This window comes from Planococcus sp. VCh962 (assembly GCF_057748275.1).
In genome coordinates this window covers 1,138,974-1,158,533 of the sequence record NZ_JBYLHS010000001.1, presented here as the reverse complement: position 1 = coordinate 1,158,533, position 19,560 = coordinate 1,138,974, and the positions used below count along the sequence as shown (strand labels likewise).

The following is a 19,560-nucleotide window of genomic DNA, read 5'->3' as shown; positions in this document are numbered from 1 at the left end:
GTTATACCGTTCCTGTGTTCGTCACGGGAACGGTTTTTTATGTTTTTGGGGTTTTCAGTTGAGTTTGTCTAAATTTTTCCTATATAATGAATATTGAAAGCGCATTCAAAACAAAGGGGATGTAGTGAGATGAATTTTGACTTGACGCAAGAACAGCAGATGATTAAAAAGACAATTAAGGAATTTGCCGATAAGGTCGTCGCTCCTGGAGCGATTCACCGTGACCGGACAAATGAATTTCCGAAAGAAATCTTCAAACAGCTTTCCGACATGGGGATGATGGGATTGCCGTTTGACGAAAAATATGGCGGAGCAGGAGCGGACACCACCAGTTTCGCAATCGTTACAGAAGAATTGAGCCGCGCTTGTGCTTCAACGGGCATTACGTATTCGGCCCATATTTCTCTTGGCGGCGCACCGCTGAATTTATTCGGGACAGAAGAGCAGAAGGAAAAATATTTGACGCCGATCTGCACCGGCGAATCGTTCGGAGCTTTCGGATTAACGGAGCCAAATGCAGGATCGGATGCCGGCGGTACAGAAACCCGTGCAATCGAAGACGGCGATGACTGGGTCATTAATGGGTCCAAAGTATATATCACGAATGCCAGCTATGCGAAGCATTTAGCCATTACGGCAATAACGGGAATTGAAAACGGCAAAAAAGAAATCAGCGCCATTATCGTTCCAACAGATGCTGAAGGGTTCACCATCATTGATAATTACGAGAAAATGGGACTTCACGCTTCGAATACAACTGAATTGGTTTTGGAGAATGTCCGAGTGCCAAAGGAAAACCTTCTAGGCAAGCGCGGTGAAGGCTTTAAGCAGTTCATGGTAACTTTGGACGGAGGACGCATCGGAATCGCTGCAATGGCAGTTGGAATCGCTCAGGCAGCATACAACAAAGCATTAAATTATTCGAAAGAGCGCAAACAGTTCGGCAAGCCGTTATCCGAATTCCAAGTGACGCAGTTCAAATTGGCTGATATGGCATTGAAAATCGAATTGGCCCGCAATATGGTCTATAAAGCGGCATGGCTAAAAGATCAGGGCCGGCCATTTACAAAAGAAGCCTCAATGGCAAAACTCTATGCTTCTGAGATTTCAATGGAAGTGGCTGACGAAGCCATTCAAATCCATGGAGGATATGGCTATATGAAAGAATATGAAGTGGAGCGTTATATGCGGGACGCTAAACTGCTGGAAATCGGTGAAGGTACATCTGAAATTCAGCGCATGGTCATCGCTAGGCAAATCGGCTGTTAAATTGCTGAATTTGTCACAATCGCTTAAAAGTTACCCGATATTGCTTTTCGTTTTGTAAATAATACAGTACAATAATGAATGATACGAACAATATCATAAAGCAGAACTTAAAGAGGGAGGGGTAACGGATGCAAAAAAATGCAATTGTACCTTATATCTTAATCATGGCGTTCGGTATTGGTCTGATTTTCTTCTTATCATTGGAAGGCGTCAATAACGAAGCACAAATTGCTGAAGAGAATGCAGAAGAAGAAGGCGCAGGCGGAGAAGCACAAGGCGAAGACGGTGGCAGCACTGAATCAGCTGAGTTCGATCCCGAAGCACAAGCACAACAAAGCTGTGTATCTTGCCACGGTTCAAGCTATGAAGGCGGAGTAGGACCATCATTGGTTGATACTCAATTGGACCAAGCAGCACTTGAAGATATTATTGCAAATGGTAAAGGCGCAATGCCAGGTGGTCTTGTTGAAGGCGAGAACATCCCAGCTATGGCTGAGTGGATACTTTCGCTCGAATAGTATTAAAAACCCTTAGTTCACCAGAGCTAAGGGTTTTTCTTTAGATGCCGCGCTCGAGCGCTTGTGCTTTCCATGTCCAGCTGCAATGGCCGGATTCTTGGGGCATAAGCCGTTTCAGCTGCTGGCTGTCGAACCTTAAGGGCCATTTCCGCTTTTCTAAGTTAGGGGGATTTTAATGAATGCTCAACAATTATCAATTCGGCTGACCCGGGTAGCAAGCCATGTACCGAAAGATTCGGTGGTCGCGGATATCGGCAGTGACCATGCGTATTTGCCGTGCTACTTGGTTTCACAAGGGTTCGCTGAGCGGGCTGTTGCCGGAGAAGTCGTAAAAGGGCCGTACGAATCAGCAAAAAAACAAGTGATCCAGGAACAATTGGAGGATAAAATTGCCGTCAGGCTGGCAAGTGGATTAGAAGCGATCTACCCAGAAGATGGAATAACCGCCGTGACGATTGCCGGTATGGGCGGACCTTTGATCGTTTCTATCCTGGAACAGGGAAAAGACCGTTTATCAGGAATCCGTCGTTTAATCCTTCAGCCGAATGTCCATGCGATGGCAATCCGGGAATGGGCGGCTGCCAACCAGTGGGCGATTATTGAAGAAGAAATTATCAAAGAAAATAATAAAATTTACGAAATTATCGTACTTGAACCAAGCAGTCAGCCGGTAACTTTTACACCAGCACAACTGTTGATGGGCCCCATGCTCATGACAGAAAGACACGAAGCTTTCAAGGAAAAATGGCAAAGAGAAAGCGCGCAATGGAAAAATATTATCGCATCGGTAGAATCGACTGAACAGACGCTGGAAATTGTGGAAAAGAAACATGAACTGGTGAATAAAATACAACTAGTTGAAGAGGTGCTGAATCGTGAAAATTCCTAATGGCCAGCAAATCATCGAAGAGTTTGAGAAATGGTCACCGAAGTTTCTGGCGATGGAAGGTGACCCAATCGGGTTGCACGTTGGAACGCTGAATAAAAAAGTCGAACATGTACTGGTGACACTTGATGTCAATGAACAAGTGGTAGACGAAGCCATTGCCAAAGGGGCGGGGTTGATTATTGCTCATCATCCGCCGATTTATCGACCGATGAAAAACCTGCAGACGGATTATCCGCAGGGTCGCATGATTGAAAAGCTGATCAAACATGATATTGCGGTATACGCTGCACATACCAATCTGGATGTCGCCAAAGGCGGCGTCAATGATTTATTGGCAGAGGCACTGGGCCTTGCGGAAACCAAAGTGCTGGTCCCTACATACGAAGCGGAACTGGTCAAAATCGCGGTGTTCGTGCCGGAAAGCCACGAAGAACAAGTGCGCGAGGCACTTGGGAAAGCTGGAGCCGGAGCAATCGGCGACTATGAATCCTGCAGCTATACGATGTCGGGTACCGGCAGATTCCGTCCGACAGCCGCTGCCGATCCGTATATTGGTGAAGCGGGCAAAATGGAAGTCACAGCAGAATCGAAAATTGAAGTGGTCATCCGGAAATACGAAAAAGACCGTGCCATCAAAGCAATGATTGCTGCGCATCCATACGAAGAAGTGGCTTATGATGTGTTTACGCTGGAGAACAAAGAAGAAGCGATGGGCCTTGGGCGAGTCGGGACATTGCCGGAAGAAATGAGCTTGGAAGAGTTTACGGAGTTTGTAAAAGAACGGCTCGAAGTACCGGCAGCGCGAGTTGTGGGGGACCTTTCGAAAAAAGTCCGGAAAGTCGCGGTTCTTGGCGGAGACGGCAATAAATACGTCCAGGCAGCCAAGCGTTCAGGTGCCGATGTCTATGTGACAGGAGATTTGTATTTCCATGTCGCCCAGGATGCGGAAGCGATGGATCTGGCTGTAGTCGATCCGGGACATCATGTTGAGAAAGTGATGATCAAAGGCGTCGTCAACCATATGTCGAAGCTGCAGAACTGGCAATGCGAATTCTTGGCTTCGGAAGTGGATACAGAGCCTTTCCGATTCAGATAAAATAAATAAAAAACGAGGGCACCTACTAAGGAATAGTAACGGTGCTCTCGTTTTTTATATTGTCCAAGAATTGTTGAGCTTCTTTAGGAGATTTCAAAATAATGATTTCTTTTTTCCCTTGGAATTGTTCGAGCTTTTTCATGACACCGGGCCGTTTGTCAATCGGATACATCCACACCCATTTTAAAAAATTGAAATTAAAGCGTTCTTCACAGCCAGTGGCCATATCGGGCCGCTGCTGGTTGCGATATCGAACCATGCGCAATAGTACACGATACAGGCAAATCGAACGGGGAAAGTCCAAGAAAATGATACAGTCAGCGGCCCGAAGACGGATATCAAGAGTTCCGTTATAGTTGCCGTCGATAATCCATTGATCTTTGGCGATCAATTGGTGCTGGATCATCTTTTGCTGTTCTTTTGTAACAGCTTCCCAATCAGGTTTCCATAACACAGCGTCGAGATGGAATACTTCGATGGACAGCTTTTCGCCAAGTTTTTTTGAAAGAGTCGATTTGCCGGAGCCTCCGGAACCGATAACCGCAATTTTTTTCATCCTATCCACTCCATATCAAAGATGTAATGTACAGAAAAACCGCGAGACTTTTCTAAAGCTCACGGTTTACTTGTCGTCGGAGGCAGGGACAATTATTGTATAGTTTTGTCTTTAAGTATATGCCGGTTTCGGCAATATACTAGAGTCTAATTAATCATTGATTGGATACGGTTCAATGCGCTCAGAAGGTTTAGGGTGCTTGATTTTCGGCAAGATTTTGTTGAGTGGTACACTGCGTGCCAAATCATGTGTCGTTGGATCTTCCGGATCGTATTTATCAAGGAAGGTCATTACTTCTTTGACAATCGGCGTCGGAGTTGATGCACCGGCGGTAATCGCTACCGTTTCGATGCCTTCCAGCCATTCCAGTTTCAGCTCTGATAAGTCGGAAATCCGGTAAGCGGGAGTGCCGGCGATATCTTGTGAAACTTGAGCCAGCCGGTTTGAGTTATTGCTCATTGGGTCTCCGATGACAATCAGCAAATCAGCATCGGTAGCTTGTGTAGCGACCGCTTCTTGCCGTACTTGAGTGGCCAGGCAAATTTCTTTATGGACTTCTGAATGCGGGAATTTCTCTTTCAGACGCTTCATCATATCGACAACGTCCCATTGGCTCATCGTTGTCTGGTTCGTCACAATGATTTTTTCGGAATCAAGTTCCAGTTTATTGACGTCTTCCACCGTTTCGACTAAATGGACCATATCGGGAGCTACTCCGATTGCGCCTTCCGGTTCCGGATGGCCGCTTTTGCCGATATAGACGATCTGATAGCCTTCGGCTGTTTTTTCCCGGATCAAATCATGAGTGACCGTTACGTCCGGGCACGTTGCATCAATGGATACAAGGCCTTTCCGCTTTGCCAGTTCACGCACTTGCGGCGAAACGCCGTGCGCTGTGAAAATGACGGTTCCCGATTCGACTTTCTCCAGGATTTCAAGCCGGTTTTTGCCGTCCAATGTGATGATGCCGTCTTCTTCGAACGCATCCGTCACGTGTTTATTGTGCACAATCATTCCTAGTATATAAATAGGGCGAGGCAAAGTTTCGTCCATTGCCGCATTTTTTGCAATAACCATTGCGTCAACCACTCCATAGCAGTACCCTCTTGGAGATATTTTCATTACTTTCATAACCGCACTCCTTTCAAAAACATACTTTCATTATAACGGAGACGGCCCAGCTTTACAAAAGTTGCAATACGGAAAAGTCAATTTCATGCTATAATGTCAAGAGCATAAGGAGGGGATTCAATCCCATGACAAAATTTAGCGATTATAAATTGAAGCCGTTTATACTAGAAGCGGTAGAAAAACTAGGATTTACAGAACCGACACCGATTCAAAAAGAAATCATGCCCCATATATTGAAAGGCAGTTCAGCAATCGGGCAATCCCATACAGGCACAGGGAAGACACATAGTTTCATCATCCCGATAGCGGAACGCATCGATACGAGCAAACAGGAAGTGCAGGCGGTTATTTGCGCGCCGACACGCGAACTGGGAACTCAAATTTACGCAGAAATGATGAAGCTTGTTGAAGGATCGGACATCGAAGTGAAAAGCTTTATTGGCGGTACAGACAAGCAACGCTCCATCAATAAGTTAAAAACACAACCGCATATCGTCATTGGCACACCGGGACGTTTGAGAGATTTAGTAAAAGAAAACGCGCTTTTGGTCCACACTGGCAAAATCCTCGTAGTAGATGAAGCGGATTTAGCTTTTGACCTCGGATTTATCGAAGAAATCGACCAAGTGGCAGGCAAGATGCAAGACAAACTGGAGATGTATGTTTTCTCGGCAACGATTCCTGAGAAATTAAAACCGTTCCTGAAAAAATACATGGAATCTCCAGTACACATCAAAATTGGGGACAAACGCCCGACGGCTGAAGGACTGGATTTCTATTTGGTGCCGGCACGAAGCAAACGAAAAGTGGAGCGGCTGAAAGAAATCATGGGAATCATCAATCCGTATTTGGCCATCATTTTTGTCAATACGAAGACCAACGCCGATTACGTAGCAGAAGAACTTGGAAAAGCAGGCATCCGTGTAGGGCGAGTGCACGGCGACCTTGCTCCGCGTGAGCGCGTGAAAATGATGAAACAAATCCGCGATTTGGAGTATCAGTATATCGTTGCAACAGATTTAGCGGCACGCGGAATCGATATCCAAGGTGTCAGCCACGTCATCAATTACGAGCTGCCGGAAGACCTGGAATTCTTTATTCACCGTGTGGGCCGTACCGCCCGTGCAGGCATGAAAGGCCTGGCTATTACAATTTTTAATCCGGAAGAAGAAGATGCTATCGTCCGCGTTGAAAAAATGGGCATTCCGTTCCAGCAAAAAGACATCGTTAAAGGCGAATTTGTCGATTTGAAAGAACGCCACAGCCGCAAAACCCGTGTTAGAACACAAAACGAAGCAGATGCTAAGGCGAAGACAATGGTTCATAAGCCGAAAGCGGTTAAACCGGGCTATAAAAAGAAAATGAAGTGGAAAATGGATGAAATCAAAAAAGTGGAACGCCGTAAAAACCGCAAAAAGTAAGGAGTTTTTTTCATGTTATTAGGTTCACATGTGTCAATGAGTGGCAAGAAAATGCTGCTGGCAGCCAGTGAAGAAGCGAGCTCTTATGGAGCCAACACTTTCATGATCTATACAGGAGCACCACAGAATACGCGCCGTAAACCGATTGAAGAGCTGAATATAGAAGCCGGGCAAGCACATATGGCGGCCAATAATTTATCAAATATTGTCGTCCATGCCCCGTACATCATCAACTTGGCCAATTCGGTAAAACCGGAAACGTTTGAGCTGGCCGTTGAATTTCTGCAAAAAGAAATCGAACGCACTGCAGCAATCGGTGCAAAACAGATTGTTTTGCACCCAGGTGCGCATGTTGGAGCAGGAGTCGACGTTGGCATCAATAAAATCATTGAAGGCTTGAACGAAGTGCTGACGCAGGATTTTCCGGTCAATATTGCATTAGAGACTATGGCTGGAAAAGGCACTGAATGCGGCCGCAGCTTTGAGGAGATTGCCGCCATCATCAACGGCGTAACCCATAACGAGCGGCTGTCGGTTTGTTTCGATACTTGTCATACGCATGATGCCGGTTATCATATCAAAGAAGATTTTGACGGAGTACTGGCGGAGTTTGACCGTATTGTCGGCATTGAACGACTGCAAGTGCTGCATATCAACGACAGCAAAAACATCCGCGGGGCTGGAAAAGACCGCCACGAAAATATCGGGTTCGGTGAAATTGGCTTTGAAGCGTTGAATGGGATTGTCCACCATCCCGATTTGATGCATGTGCCAAAAATCCTGGAAACGCCTTATGTCGGCGCCGATGCGAAAAATAAAAAGCCGCCTTATGCATTTGAAATTGAAATGTTCAAAAGAGGGGTATTCACGCCTGGCGTGATAGAAGATATGAAAGCTCCGCTTTAATAGTAGAGTGTAATGACTGCAGAGGCCCATTGGCCCCTGCAGTCTTTCTCTTTTCTGGGGAGTTATAACTGTTATTCACAATGCTCATTGAGAGGATGAATGGCTGTAAAATTCCAGGCGCAATGAGTGAAATCGGGAGTAATCGAGTTTTTTCTATTTACAATGTGCCTGAAGTCATCTATACTTTTCTAATGGTTGTAAATCGTAATCATTATTAATTAGAAAAGAGGCGGCTTTATGGACGCGCCATTAATCAATATCAAAGATATCAGTTTTGAATATGAACAGACAAAAGCTCTGGAGAACATTTCACTCAAAGTGGAAAAAGGGGACTTTTTGGCAATCTTAGGACCGAACGGTTCCGGAAAATCCACGCTACTGAAAATCATGCTTGGATTGATCAAACCGACAAAAGGCAGTATTGAACTGTTCGGTGTAGATTCGAAAAATTTTAAAAACCGCGAATGGATCGGATATGTTTCGCAAAAGTCGAATTCCTTTAATTCAGGATTCCCAGCGACAGTTGAAGAAATAGTGGCAGGCGGCCTTGCGAAAAAGACCGGTTTGTTTCACCGGCTGCCGAAAAATTACAAAGAAGAAGTCCATCAAGCTTTAGTGGCGGTCGGCATGGAAGCTTTCACTGGCCGGAGCGTCAGTGAATTGTCCGGAGGGCAGCAGCAGCGGATCTTTATCGCCCGTGCTCTTGTCGCCAAGCCGAAAGTGCTGATCCTGGATGAGCCGACTGTCGGCATCGACCATCAGAACGTCCAGTCATTTTACAATATGCTGGCGTCGCTGAACCGCGATAAAAACATCACGCTTGTTTTAGTGACGCATGATGTTGATACAGTGACAGATAAGATTACGCATGTCGCGTGCTTAAACCAGACCATCCATTTCCACGGATTTAAAGATCAGCTCCATACAATGAGCGACGCTCAGCGAGAAGCATGGTATGGCCATTCCGTCCGGAAAATTCACCATATCGGGGGAGTCCATAATCATGATTAATGCTATTTTTACGTATGAGTTTCTGCAAAACGCTTTTGCAGCGGGAATAATTATCGGCGTAATTGCACCACTCCTCGGTGTTTTCATCGTAGTGCGCCGGTTGTCACTGATTGCTGATGCATTAAGCCATGTGACGTTAGCGGGAATCGCAGGAAGTTTGTATTTGAGCCAAAGCGTCGCCGCGTTTGCTTTATTGAATCCATTATTCCTTGGGATTGCAGCGTCGGTCGGCGGTTCAATTTTGATTGAGCGGCTGAGAAGTTTGTATAAGCATTACGAAGAGCTTGCCATTCCAATCATTCTTTCTGCCGGAATCGGATTCGGAGCCATTTTTATTTCATTGGCACAAGGTTTTTCGAATGATCTGTTCGGCTACCTTTTTGGTTCGGTTTCTGCGGTCAGCAGGGAAGACCTGCTGATCGTCACCGGCATCGCAGTTGTCGTGCTGCTATTCATCCTCTTGTTTTTTAAAGAATTATTTGTCTTGTCATTTGACGATGAATACGCAAAAGCTTCCGGCCTGCCGGCTAAATGGATCCATTTTCTTTTTATGATCGTGACCGCACTTGTCATTGCCGGTTCGATGCGGATCGTGGGAATTTTATTGGTTTCGTCATTGATGACCATTCCTGTAGCTGCCGCGATGCGCGTTTCGAAAAGCTTTAAACAGACCATATGGCTATCGATTCTATTTGGTGAAATTTCGGTCATTACCGGACTTGTAACAGCTTTCTATTTTAATTTGGCACCTGGAGGCACCATTGTTGTAACATCGATTTTATTGCTGTTAATCGTCATTGGCTATAAAAAGATCACTGTTTCAATGAAAAAGGGGGCAGTCGCATGAACATTTCAAAAGCATGGGAAATATTAAAGGAAAACGGCTATAAAGAAACATCCAAGCGGTCGCAAATTTTGGAGCTTTTTGCAAATGATGAACGCTATTTGACCGCTCGCGATCTTTTGGACGTGATGCAAAAAGATTACCCGAGCATGAGTTTTGATACGGTGTACCGCAATCTGGCAACTTTCGTTTCGCTTGGCATTCTGGAAGAAACGGAATTGTCCGGAGAACGCCATTTCCGCATGCAATGCGAAAGTGATCATCATCACCACCATTTCATCTGCATGGACTGCGGCAAAATCAAAGAAATTCCGGTATGCCCGATGGATATGCTGGGCGCTGCACTTCCTGCCTATGAAATTGCTAATCATAAATTTGAAATCTACGGGAAATGCCCGGAGTGTAAGTGAGGAAAGTGAAGGTGCCTATGTAGTCCCGACAAGCGCTGGAGGGATTGCAGTAAATGGCAGGTTTTAGCCATTTGCTGTAAGGCCGAAGCGACCTCGAGGGACTAGGCACCGTAACTGGACAGAAAAGCGGAAACGGCCGTTCAGCTCCGACTGGTATAAGACGAATCGGCGAAGTGGCTTCATTACAGCCACACAGCCAGACGGCTTATAACCCGAGGAGCTGGCCGTTGCAGCTGGACAAAGGAAAGCGAAAACGCAAGCAGAATTTCTTCTGCTTGCGTTTTTATTTTCTTTCGAAAAATGGTGAACGCAAATAAAATCATTTAAGCGCAAATAAATCGGCATCTCCATGAAAGCGAACCGGGAAAAGAGGGAGGTAGCCGCAAAAAAAGCCAACAGCAATCTTTGCTGTTGGCTTTCTATTTTATTATTTCATGCCCAAGCTGTTTTGAAGAGCAAATTCGTTCTTTACCCATTGTTCCGCTTCGAGCCAGTTGTAAACGCGGATGACGTTTTTCGGAATCGGCTGGCGGTTGTATGGAGTATCAAAAAGCAAGACTGGAATATCCAGCTCTTCTGAAATTTCCACAGCATTATCGTGCTTGTCTTCGAAAAACAGATGCACATTATGTCTCTTTGCCGTTTCAATTTTTTTATGTGTGCCGATCAACTCGATATGGTCGTAAGCAATAGCGTGTTCTGCAAACCAATCGATTGTGATGTCCCGGACGTTTTCACCGCGTGCCGAAATAAAATACAGTTCGTACTGGTCTTTCCATTTGTCGAGTATGCTTTTAGCGTTTTCCGATACCGGGGAAGCGGCGTAAATTTTCGCTTCCGAATCACGGAACCAGTTGTAAAACTCACCTTGCGGCAAATGGGGAAGGGCTGCAGTCAAATCGTATTCTTTTATATCGTCTAGCGTTAATGTACTATTGAATGCTTCATTGATATGTGGAATCAGCGACGTCGGAGACGTTACTGTTCCATCGATATCGATGCCAAAACGGTATCTCATAGTTTCACAACCTTATGCTTGTTGTTCAAGAGCTTCTTGTTCTGCTTTTTCCGCTGCTTGTTTGTCGAAATATTCTTGTGCAAGTTTATCAATTTCCACTTTCAGTTCATCTACCATTGTTTCTTCAGGCACTTTTCGCACCGTTTTGCCGTGCATGAACAGCAATCCTTCGCCGCGGGCACCTGCAATGCCGATATCCGCTTCGCGTGCTTCGCCCGGTCCGTTTACCGCACAGCCGAGTACTGCCACTTTGATTGGTGCTTTGATATGGGAGATGTATTCTTCCACTTCGTTGGCGATGCTGATTAAATCGATTTCGATGCGTCCGCAAGTCGGGCAGGATATCAAGGTAGCTGCGTTTGAGGACAAGCCGAATACCTTCAATAGTTCGCGTGCGACTTTTATTTCTTCAACAGGGTCAGCGCTTAAAGAAATACGTAATGTGTTGCCGAGCCCTTTTGCCAGAAGGGCGCCAAGGCCGGCAGAGCTTTTTACCGTACCGGTGAACAATGTGCCGGATTCAGTAATTCCTAAGTGAAGTGGATAATCAAAAGCTTTGGAAGCTTTTTCATACGCTTCGATTGCCAAGCTGACATCCGAAGCTTTCATTGAAACGATGATATCGTGGAAGTCCAGATCTTCAAGGATTTTAATGTGATGAAGGGCACTTTCGACCATGCCGTCTGCTGTCGGGTAGCCGTATTTTTCAAGAATTTTGCGTTCAAGTGAACCGGCGTTTACGCCGATGCGAATCGGGATGCCTTTTGCTTTCGCAGCATTGACGACCGCTTCCACTTTCTCGCGGCGTCCAATATTGCCCGGATTGATGCGGATTTTGTCCGCTCCCTGCTCGATTGCAATCAAAGCCAATTTATAATCAAAATGGATATCAACAACAAGAGGGATGTTAATGCGTTTTTTAATTTCTCCGATAGAGTAAGCAGCACGCTCATCCGGACAAGCTACACGGACGATTTGGCAGCCTGCTTCTTCGAGACGCAGGATTTCTGCAACTGTCGCTTCCACATCATGGGTTTTTGTTGTTGCCATACTTTGAATGAATAATTCATTGCTTCCGCCAACTGTCAGGTCTCCGACTTTAACGGGGCGTGTTTTCGTACGGTGAATACTTTCACTCATTAAAATTCTCTCCTTTTTGGGATGGTTGCCGTTTTCGGCCAGTTCCCATTTCTTCAACTAGTTCAAATGCTAGTTAGTTCAATTGCCTATTGCCATTTTAGCAGTGTCTTGATATAAAAGACAAGAAAGACGGTTATGCCGGCTTGTTTTTCGCTGGCGGCTGCTTCGGATAAAAATTGGTAGCCAGATGCAAATAGAGGACTGTCAGCAGGCTCAGGGCTGACGTAACCCATATCGAAACGCCGAAAAAGCTGAATGCGAACGATAATAGCGTCGGAAGGGTGACCGCTAATGCGGTTGTGCGCCAAAGATGGCGATACTCGCCTTTTCGTTTTTTCAAGCGGACAAATGCCACACCGATCAACGCAAAAAGACTGATTTTTACGAAATGATAAAGTGTCGTTGAGACAAATAGAAATACAAAGGCAAAAGGATACAGCAAAAACTGAATTTCTTTAACGAAATCCAAAAGACCTTCCATATCACTGGCTGTATCGCCCAGACCTGTTGCCAGCTCAATAAATGATACAAGGGTCATCAACAGAATTACCATAAAAACAAAACGAAGAATTTTACCGATGGTCATAATACGGACGGCTGCCTGTTTTTTAGGTTCCATCAAACTTGCTTTAAATAATTGAAATAAGTTCACAGCAATCTTCCTTTCAAGCTATAAGAGTATCGTAACATGCAAAAGCTGTTAAAAAAGAACGCTTTGTTACGGGATTGTAAATTTTTCTTAAAGCTATTTACAAGTTCTTATCATAGTCTTCATAATAGGTTAGGTGTGAAATTGTATATTTAGGAGTTGAATGAATATCGTGGAAACGAACTGGCAAGAAATGCTCTTTACCTTCTTTGGAGGGTTGGGTATCTTCCTATTTTCAATCAAGTACATGGGAGATGCATTGCAAAAGGCGGCAGGTGACAAGCTGCGTAGTATTTTGGATCGCTTTACGACCAATCCGTTCATGGGAGTACTCGTCGGTATTATCGTAACTGTTTTAATCCAGTCGAGTTCGGGTACGACCGTTATTGTTGTCGGCCTAGTAAGTGCAGGATTTATGACGCTTCGCCAAGCAATCGGCGTTATCATGGGAGCGAATATCGGTACAACCGTTACAGCGTTTATCATCGGCTTGGATGTCGGTGCTTACGCCTTGCCTATTATGGCACTTGGTGCCCTTTTGATTTTCTTCTTCAAGAAAAATCAGATCCAGAATTTTGGACAAGTAATTTTTGGATTCGGAGGCTTATTTTTCGGACTGGAACTTATGAGTGATGGAATGAAGCCACTGCGGGAATCAGCGACATTTATCGACTTAACCATCAGTTTGAGTGAATTGCCAATCCTGGGTGTGGTTGTCGGAACGGTATTTACGTTAATCGTTCAGAGTTCCAGTGCGACAGTCGCGATATTGCAAGGTCTGTATGATGAGAATATCTTGTCTTTAGGAGCTTCATTGCCAGTATTATTTGGTGATAACATCGGAACCACTATTACTGCAGTTCTAGCTTCATTAGGAGCATCGATTGCGGCACGCCGTGCTGCAGCAGTACACGTTCTGTTCAATGTGGTTGGATCCGTTATTTTCTTGATTCTGTTGACGCCATTCACTGCTTATGTAGCGTGGATTGCAGAAGTGCTGAATCTGGAACCGAAAATGCAGATTGCATTCGCCCACGGTACATTTAACGTAGCCAATACGATTATTCAATTCCCGTTAATTGGGCTTTGGGCATACCTGGTTACTAAAGTGATTCCTGGCCAGGATGTGACAATCGAATTTAAGCCAAAGCATTTGGATGTTCATTTCATTGAACAGTCTCCTTCAATTGCACTTGGCCAAGCAAAAGAAGAAGTACTTCGGATGGGCGCTTTTTCTGTCCAAGGACTTCAGGAAACGTATGAATACTTAAAAACAAAGAGCAAGAAACATGCGGAAACAGGATATCAAATAGAAGATGCCATAAATAATCTGGATCAGAAAATTACAGATTACTTAGTGTTAATTTCAGCAGAATCCCTTTCAGCAGCGGATTCCACACGCCATACAATGCTCATGGAAACGGTCCGCGACATTGAACGAATAGGCGATCATTTTGAGAATATTATCGAATTGATCGACTACCAGGAAAATAACCGCGTGAAAATAACTGAGGATGCGATGGACGACTTGGCTGAAATGTTCACATTGACCATCGCAACGGTGGAAAAAGCACTGAGTGCTTTGGACACCAACAGCCATGAGCTGGCGAGAGAAGTAGCAGCACAAGAAGATTTGATCGACAAAATGGAACGCAAATTCCGTAAAAGACATATTATGCGCGTGAACGAAGGCCAATGCTCTGCACAAGCAGGAATAGTCTTTGTTGACATGATCAGCAATTTGGAACGCATCGGCGATCATTCAGTGAATATTGCTGAAGCAATCCTCGGCAACCGCTCGTAAAAAGAAACGTCCAATGGGGAAGACACCACCATCCATTGACTGTTTTTAAGCGGGATATATGTTACTCCCTTTCATCGCTTTACATTTTTTAAAATGTAGGGCACGATGAAAGGGAGTTTTTATTTAGGAGGCTGAAAAATGGAAGTGATCGGCTGGATTGTCATTTTACTGTTTTTTGTCATTGGCTTTATTGGCCTGGTGTATCCGATTATACCGGCAGTGCTATTTATATTCGGCGGATTTCTGATGTATGGCTTATTTTTTGACTTTAGCGACTTGCCTTGGTGGTTCTGGGTAATTCAATCGCTGTTTGTCATTCTGTTGTTTGGCGCAGATGCATTGGCGAACGCTTTCGGGGTCAAAAAGTTCGGCGGTTCAAAAGCCGGGCTATGGGGAAGCACGATCGGGTTGATCATAGGCCCGTTCGTCATTCCGATTGTCGGCATATTAGTCGGCCCGTTTTTGGGAGCTATCATCGCGGAACTGATTTTCAATCGATCGACTATCAAACAATCGATCAGATCTGGGATTGGATCGGTTGTTGGGTTCATCACCTCTGTTTTTACAAAAGGAATTATCCAGATTGTAATGGTCACCTTATTCTTTTTCCTGGTTTAAATCAGTCAAAAGGCTGATTAAAGTATCAAGGTGTGCATATTAATTGTAACGCTTTGAAAACTTTGTTACGCTAAGAAAGTAGAACAATAGACTCAAGGAGGAATTTGATTATGGCATATGAATTACCAGAATTACCTTACGCGTATGACGCACTTGAACCACACATCGACAAAGAAACGATGAACATTCATCACACGAAACACCACAACACATATGTAACGAACGTAAATGCGGCATTAGAAGGCCACGAAGACCTAGCTTCAAAATCAATTGAAGAATTGATTTCTGATCTGCAGGCTGTTCCTGAAGACATTCGTACAGCAGTGCGCAACAATGGCGGCGGGCACGCTAACCATTCATTGTTCTGGCAATTGCTTACTCCAAATGGCACTGGTGCTCCATCAGGCGCTCTTGCGGACGCAATTAACAGCAAGTTTGGCAGCTTTGATGAGTTCAAGACAAAATTCGAAAACGCTGGCAAAACACGTTTCGGTTCTGGCTGGGCATGGCTGGTTGTCAACAATGGCGAGTTGGAAGTAACTTCAACTGCTAACCAGGATTCTCCTTTAATGGAAGGGCAAACCCCAATCCTTGGCGTAGACGTTTGGGAGCATGCTTACTACTTGAAATATCAGAACAAACGCCCTGACTATCTTGCAGCATTCTGGAACGTAGTCAACTGGGAAGAAGTTTCTAAACGCTTCGAAGCAGCGAAATAATTAAACACATATGAAACTTTACACACACTTTTTCGTCTGAAAAAGTGTGTGTTTTTTTAGTTTCGATGATATACTTACAAATGGTTATTTTGGTGGAAGGAGTGCAACAATAATGAATACCCCCCAGAAAAGACGTGTTTCTCTGGCGAAAGCTAAATTAAAGTCACATACCGTCTTTCGGATGAATATCCTCTTTTTCTCCATCTTCCTTTTATTCTCGGTATTGATTCTGCGGCTCGGCTATCTGCAAATTGTAAAAGGCGAGGATTTCACCCGTGCATTGGCCAGAACAGAAGAAGTTCCGGTTAACACAAGTGTGCCAAGAGGCCGCATTTTTGACAGTGAAGGCCGTGTTCAAGTTGATAATAATCCAGTCAATGCCATTACATATACTAAGATGCAGACAACCAAGCAGGAAGAGATGCTGGAAGTTGCCTCTGAACTGGCAAAATTGATCGAGAAAGAACCCGATAAAGTGACCTTGCGAGACAAGCAAGACTTTTATATTATGCTGAACAATGAAGAAGCAACTGCAAAAGTGACAGATGAAGAAAGAAAAGCGATTGACGATGAAGACATCACTGAAAAAGAAAAACAGCGGAAATTGGATGCTTTAATCCGCGAAAAAATTACGGATGAAGAATTGAGTAGTTTGACACCGCAAGAGCTTGAGGTTTTAGCCATCTTCCGTGAAATGACTTCCGGTTATGCTTTATCTCCTCAAATCATCAAAAACGAGAATGTCACGGACGAAGAATTTGCGCGTGTTTCGGAACGCTTGACCGACCCGAAACTAAAAGGCGTTAATACGGTAACAGACTGGAAGCGCGTCAAATCCAGCGACTTGACGATTCTTGGAAGCACCACTACACCGGAGCAAGGGATTCCGGCTAGCAAATTGGACTATTACCTGGCAAGGGATTACTCCCGAAATGACCGCGTCGGCACCAGTTTTTTGGAGCAGGAATATGAAGCAGTCCTTCAAGGGCAAAAATCGATGGTCAAAAACATTACCGATGGCCGCGGGCGTGTAATTGATACTGTGCCTGTAGACGAAGGCAAGCCGGGGAAAGATCTCATCTTAACGATCGACAGTGAAATTCAAAGTGCCATGGAAAAAATTGTTGCAGACAAATTGCTTGAGTTAAAAAGCGGGCCAAATTCCCAATTGGTCAAAGATGCTTACCTAGTCATGATGGATCCAAAAAATGGTGATATTATTTCACTGGTGGGCAAAAGGCTGGGAACAGACCGTAACGGCAAAACAGTAGTCAACGATTATGCCTTCGGTGCATTTACAGCCAGCCATGAAATGGGTTCTACAATCAAAGGCGCCACCTTGCTTACTGGATATGCACAGGATGTTGTCGAACTTAACGAAGTGATGATAGATGAACCGTTGAAAATTGCGGGTACGGCTCAAAAGAACTCGGTATTCAATACGATGTTATTCAATCGCATTCCCATGAGCGATCTGCAGGCCATCGAACGTTCATCAAACGTATATATGTTTAAAATTGCGCTGCGCATTGCAGGTGCCACGTACGAATACAATAGAGGCATTAAAATTCCGGAAGAAAGTTTTACGACGATGCGAAATTCTTATGCCCAATTTGGTTTAGGCGTGAAGACCGGCATCGATTTGCCGAATGAAGCAACCGGCTATGCCGGTGGATCAACAAACGGCGGTTCTTTGCTTGATTTATCGATAGGGCAGTATGATACGTATACGCCGCTGCAACTGGCACAATACATTGCAACAATCGCCAACAACGGCTACCGGATGAAACCTCATCTTGTCAAGGAAATCCGCCAAGCTTCTGAAGATGGAATGACTTTGGGGCCGATTGAAACGACTATAGAGCCGCAAGTATTAAACCGGATCAACAATTCCCAAGAGGAAATAAACCAAGTTAAAGAAGGCATGAAACGGGTTTACTCGGGTGCAAATGGATCGGCAAGAGCCTATTTCAAGGATGCTGAGTATGAAGCAGCCGGAAAAACCGGAACAGCAGAGGTAACCTATTATGAGAAAGGGCACCCATTCCATGGGAAATATTCCATTAATATTGCGCATGTCGGCTTTGCCCCGTTTGATAATCCGGAAATTGCCTATGCTGTCGTTATTCCGTATGTCACAACCAGTTCCAGTACAGTGCCAAAAGCAAATAACGAAATTGCGCGGGCTGCAGCTGATAAATATTTTGAACTGACCAACGCGAAGATAAACGATTCTACAAGTGAAATACTGCCTCCTTATACGGCTACAGAAGTGGAAGAAGGCGAAGAACAATAATAGAAACGGAAACCGGGCTTTTACTGGTTTCCGTTTCTTTTTTTACGTCCGGGAAGGTCCCGGGTTTTCTATATGAGGATAGTAATAGAGAAAATTATTTCATAGGACCAAAGAATTCGGTTTCTGAAGAAAATCCAGTGTTGATGCAAAATTCAAGCAAGCTTTCCGGAAAATTTAACAGTGTTTTTTTGGAAAAATGGCCGATTTACAATTTCTTAACATTCACTTTATATGTTCTCAATAATTTCTCTCTATAGTAAAGAGTGTAAAGCAAACATACATTAGGAGGAACTGCGAAATGAGAATCTGGAAATACGCATTGGCATCAACTATCCTTGGGTCGGCTTTAGTTCTTGGAGCTTGCGGAAGCAACTCAGAAGAAACGTCATCACAAACTGCCGGAGAAGAATCTGCACAAATAGAAGGATCTGTCTCAGGTGACGGTTCATCGACAGTAGCTCCGATCATGGAAGGCATTGTTGAGGAGTACGCAGGAGCTCAGCCGAATGTTCAAGTGACAGTAGGTGTTTCAGGTACAGGTGGAGGATTTGAAAAATTCATCCAAGGAGAAACAGCTTTCTCAAATGCATCACGTCCTATTAAAGAAGAAGAAGCAGCCAAGCTTAAAGAAGCAGGTATTGATTATACAGAATTCCAATTGGCATATGACGGATTGACAGTTGTAGTCAGCCAGGAAAATGACTGGGTGGAAGATTTATCAGTCGAAGATTTGAAAAAACTATGGGTGGAAGACGGAACAACTAAAAAATGGTCAGATATCAACCCTAAATGGCCAGATGAAGAAGTTGTCTTCTATTCACCAGGAACTGACTCAGGAACTTTCGATTATTTCAACGAAGTCATTCTTGAAGACGAAGATTTAGTGAAATCAGCAACATTGTCGGAAGACGATAACGTCTTGGTGCAAGGAATCCAAGCAGATCCAAATGCCATCGGATTCTTCGGTTTTGCATATTACATGGCTAACCAGGATACGTTAAAAGCAGTTACGATCGGTGGAGTTGAGCCGACGAACGAAACAATTGAATCCGGGGAATACGCTCCATTGTCACGCCCGCTCTTCGTTTATGCGAACAATAAAGCTCTGACAGAAGATCCAGCAGCTTATGATTTCATGCAATACACTCTTGAAAACGCAGGAGAAATGGCAGAAGCAGTCGGTTATGTAGCTCTTTCTGAAGAGGATTATCAACAGAATTTAGCAGACCTAGAAGCATTGAAAAAATAATTTTTAAAGTTCAAGT

The 19,560-nt window shown here is 44.5% G+C and carries 19 protein-coding genes; 14 read left to right on the top strand and 5 right to left on the bottom strand.

The window, feature by feature from the left end; translation table 11 throughout:
• Positions 1-129: 129 nt before the first annotated feature.
• The 4 genes from AC3AQ9_RS05875 to AC3AQ9_RS05860 all read left to right on the top strand — a co-directional run bounded on the left by AC3AQ9_RS05875 (position 130) and on the right by AC3AQ9_RS05860 (position 3,772).
• Entirely contained in the window at positions 130-1,269 is a 1,140-nt protein-coding gene (locus tag AC3AQ9_RS05875; RefSeq protein WP_488306495.1) for an acyl-CoA dehydrogenase, read from the top strand.
• Between the two features lie 128 nt (positions 1,270-1,397).
• A complete protein-coding gene (gene cccA, locus AC3AQ9_RS05870; RefSeq protein ID WP_488306494.1) occupies positions 1,398-1,787 on the top strand; it encodes a cytochrome c550 in 390 nt (129 codons plus the stop codon).
• A gap of 175 nt (positions 1,788-1,962) precedes the next feature.
• On the top strand, positions 1,963-2,676 hold the full coding sequence (locus tag AC3AQ9_RS05865; protein ID WP_488306493.1) for a tRNA (adenine(22)-N(1))-methyltransferase: 714 nt from the start codon (positions 1,963-1,965) through the stop codon (positions 2,674-2,676).
• A complete protein-coding gene (locus AC3AQ9_RS05860) occupies positions 2,663-3,772 on the top strand; it encodes a Nif3-like dinuclear metal center hexameric protein (protein WP_488306492.1) in 1,110 nt (369 codons plus the stop codon). The genes AC3AQ9_RS05865 and AC3AQ9_RS05860 overlap by 14 nt, the downstream gene beginning before the upstream one ends.
• Before the next feature lie 25 nt (positions 3,773-3,797).
• Here the strand turns inward: AC3AQ9_RS05860 and AC3AQ9_RS05855 are convergent, their stop codons facing one another.
• Both AC3AQ9_RS05855 and AC3AQ9_RS05850 read right to left on the bottom strand, forming a co-directional pair.
• Positions 3,798-4,328, bottom strand: a complete 531-nt coding sequence (locus AC3AQ9_RS05855; protein WP_488306491.1) for a DNA topology modulation protein — start codon at positions 4,326-4,328, stop codon at positions 3,798-3,800.
• Positions 4,329-4,478: 150 nt separating this feature from the next.
• Positions 4,479-5,459: a 4-hydroxy-3-methylbut-2-enyl diphosphate reductase gene (locus AC3AQ9_RS05850; protein WP_488306490.1), complete on the bottom strand. Its 981-nt coding sequence runs from the start codon at positions 5,457-5,459 to the stop codon at positions 4,479-4,481.
• A gap of 125 nt (positions 5,460-5,584) precedes the next feature.
• Between AC3AQ9_RS05850 and AC3AQ9_RS05845 the strand changes: the two genes are divergently transcribed.
• The 5 genes from AC3AQ9_RS05845 to AC3AQ9_RS05825 all read left to right on the top strand — a co-directional run bounded on the left by AC3AQ9_RS05845 (position 5,585) and on the right by AC3AQ9_RS05825 (position 10,051).
• The gene (locus tag AC3AQ9_RS05845; protein ID WP_488306489.1) at positions 5,585-6,880 is read left to right on the top strand and encodes a DEAD/DEAH box helicase; all 1,296 of its coding nucleotides are present in this window, start codon (positions 5,585-5,587) and stop codon (positions 6,878-6,880) included.
• A gap of 12 nt (positions 6,881-6,892) precedes the next feature.
• Positions 6,893-7,786 (top strand): deoxyribonuclease IV, encoded by an 894-nt coding sequence (locus AC3AQ9_RS05840; RefSeq protein WP_488306488.1) that lies wholly within the window; start codon positions 6,893-6,895, stop codon positions 7,784-7,786.
• A gap of 237 nt (positions 7,787-8,023) precedes the next feature.
• Positions 8,024-8,797 (top strand): metal ABC transporter ATP-binding protein, encoded by a 774-nt coding sequence (locus AC3AQ9_RS05835; RefSeq protein ID WP_488306487.1) that lies wholly within the window; start codon positions 8,024-8,026, stop codon positions 8,795-8,797.
• A complete protein-coding gene (locus tag AC3AQ9_RS05830) occupies positions 8,790-9,644 on the top strand; it encodes a metal ABC transporter permease (RefSeq protein WP_488306486.1) in 855 nt (284 codons plus the stop codon). Before AC3AQ9_RS05835 ends, AC3AQ9_RS05830 begins: the two co-directional genes overlap by 8 nt.
• Positions 9,641-10,051: a Fur family transcriptional regulator gene (locus AC3AQ9_RS05825; protein ID WP_488306485.1), complete on the top strand. Its 411-nt coding sequence runs from the start codon at positions 9,641-9,643 to the stop codon at positions 10,049-10,051. The genes AC3AQ9_RS05830 and AC3AQ9_RS05825 overlap by 4 nt, the downstream gene beginning before the upstream one ends.
• A gap of 427 nt (positions 10,052-10,478) precedes the next feature.
• On the opposite strand, the gene AC3AQ9_RS05820 is transcribed toward AC3AQ9_RS05825, so the two are convergent.
• The 3 genes from AC3AQ9_RS05820 to AC3AQ9_RS05810 all read right to left on the bottom strand — a co-directional run bounded on the left by AC3AQ9_RS05820 (position 10,479) and on the right by AC3AQ9_RS05810 (position 12,861).
• On the bottom strand, positions 10,479-11,069 hold the full coding sequence (locus tag AC3AQ9_RS05820) for a hypothetical protein (RefSeq protein WP_488306484.1): 591 nt from the start codon (positions 11,067-11,069) through the stop codon (positions 10,479-10,481).
• Between the two features lie 12 nt (positions 11,070-11,081).
• Positions 11,082-12,209 carry a flavodoxin-dependent (E)-4-hydroxy-3-methylbut-2-enyl-diphosphate synthase gene (gene ispG, locus AC3AQ9_RS05815; RefSeq protein ID WP_300992646.1) on the bottom strand — a complete coding sequence of 376 codons (1,128 nt, stop codon included), beginning with the start codon at positions 12,207-12,209 and terminating at the stop codon, positions 11,082-11,084.
• Positions 12,210-12,342: 133 nt separating this feature from the next.
• A complete protein-coding gene (locus AC3AQ9_RS05810; RefSeq protein ID WP_488306483.1) occupies positions 12,343-12,861 on the bottom strand; it encodes a DUF1189 family protein in 519 nt (172 codons plus the stop codon).
• 169 nt (positions 12,862-13,030) lie between these two features.
• On the opposite strand from AC3AQ9_RS05810, the gene AC3AQ9_RS05805 reads away from it, so the two are divergent.
• The 5 genes from AC3AQ9_RS05805 to AC3AQ9_RS05785 all read left to right on the top strand — a co-directional run bounded on the left by AC3AQ9_RS05805 (position 13,031) and on the right by AC3AQ9_RS05785 (position 19,544).
• Positions 13,031-14,662 carry a Na/Pi cotransporter family protein gene (locus tag AC3AQ9_RS05805; RefSeq protein WP_488306838.1) on the top strand — a complete coding sequence of 544 codons (1,632 nt, stop codon included), beginning with the start codon at positions 13,031-13,033 and terminating at the stop codon, positions 14,660-14,662.
• Positions 14,663-14,800: 138 nt separating this feature from the next.
• Positions 14,801-15,280, top strand: coding sequence for a DUF456 domain-containing protein (locus AC3AQ9_RS05800; protein WP_488306482.1), 480 nt, complete (start codon positions 14,801-14,803; stop codon positions 15,278-15,280).
• 110 nt (positions 15,281-15,390) lie between these two features.
• Positions 15,391-15,999 carry a superoxide dismutase gene (locus AC3AQ9_RS05795; protein WP_488306481.1) on the top strand — a complete coding sequence of 203 codons (609 nt, stop codon included), beginning with the start codon at positions 15,391-15,393 and terminating at the stop codon, positions 15,997-15,999.
• A 112-nt stretch (positions 16,000-16,111) separates the two neighbouring features.
• Positions 16,112-18,295, top strand: coding sequence for a peptidoglycan D,D-transpeptidase FtsI family protein (locus AC3AQ9_RS05790; RefSeq protein WP_488306480.1), 2,184 nt, complete (start codon positions 16,112-16,114; stop codon positions 18,293-18,295).
• A 298-nt stretch (positions 18,296-18,593) separates the two neighbouring features.
• Positions 18,594-19,544 carry a PstS family phosphate ABC transporter substrate-binding protein gene (locus tag AC3AQ9_RS05785; RefSeq protein WP_488306479.1) on the top strand — a complete coding sequence of 317 codons (951 nt, stop codon included), beginning with the start codon at positions 18,594-18,596 and terminating at the stop codon, positions 19,542-19,544.
• Positions 19,545-19,560: the final 16 nt, after the last annotated feature.

Coding starts and splice junctions, on each gene's coding strand:
- AC3AQ9_RS05825 (WP_488306485.1), top strand. CDS start 9,641: ATGAACATTTCAAAAGCATGGGAAATATTAAAGGAAAACGGCTATAAA.
- AC3AQ9_RS05830 (WP_488306486.1), top strand. CDS start 8,790: ATGATTAATGCTATTTTTACGTATGAGTTTCTGCAAAACGCTTTTGCA.
- AC3AQ9_RS05840 (WP_488306488.1), top strand. CDS start 6,893: ATGTTATTAGGTTCACATGTGTCAATGAGTGGCAAGAAAATGCTGCTG.
- AC3AQ9_RS05850 (WP_488306490.1), bottom strand. CDS start 5,459: ATGAAAGTAATGAAAATATCTCCAAGAGGGTACTGCTATGGAGTGGTT.
- AC3AQ9_RS05790 (WP_488306480.1), top strand. CDS start 16,112: ATGAATACCCCCCAGAAAAGACGTGTTTCTCTGGCGAAAGCTAAATTA.
- cccA (WP_488306494.1), top strand. CDS start 1,398: ATGCAAAAAAATGCAATTGTACCTTATATCTTAATCATGGCGTTCGGT.
- AC3AQ9_RS05845 (WP_488306489.1), top strand. CDS start 5,585: ATGACAAAATTTAGCGATTATAAATTGAAGCCGTTTATACTAGAAGCG.
- AC3AQ9_RS05835 (WP_488306487.1), top strand. CDS start 8,024: ATGGACGCGCCATTAATCAATATCAAAGATATCAGTTTTGAATATGAA.
- ispG (WP_300992646.1), bottom strand. CDS start 12,209: ATGAGTGAAAGTATTCACCGTACGAAAACACGCCCCGTTAAAGTCGGA.
- AC3AQ9_RS05855 (WP_488306491.1), bottom strand. CDS start 4,328: ATGAAAAAAATTGCGGTTATCGGTTCCGGAGGCTCCGGCAAATCGACT.
- AC3AQ9_RS05875 (WP_488306495.1), top strand. CDS start 130: ATGAATTTTGACTTGACGCAAGAACAGCAGATGATTAAAAAGACAATT.
- AC3AQ9_RS05800 (WP_488306482.1), top strand. CDS start 14,801: ATGGAAGTGATCGGCTGGATTGTCATTTTACTGTTTTTTGTCATTGGC.
- AC3AQ9_RS05785 (WP_488306479.1), top strand. CDS start 18,594: ATGAGAATCTGGAAATACGCATTGGCATCAACTATCCTTGGGTCGGCT.
- AC3AQ9_RS05820 (WP_488306484.1), bottom strand. CDS start 11,069: ATGAGATACCGTTTTGGCATCGATATCGATGGAACAGTAACGTCTCCG.
- AC3AQ9_RS05865 (WP_488306493.1), top strand. CDS start 1,963: ATGAATGCTCAACAATTATCAATTCGGCTGACCCGGGTAGCAAGCCAT.
- AC3AQ9_RS05795 (WP_488306481.1), top strand. CDS start 15,391: ATGGCATATGAATTACCAGAATTACCTTACGCGTATGACGCACTTGAA.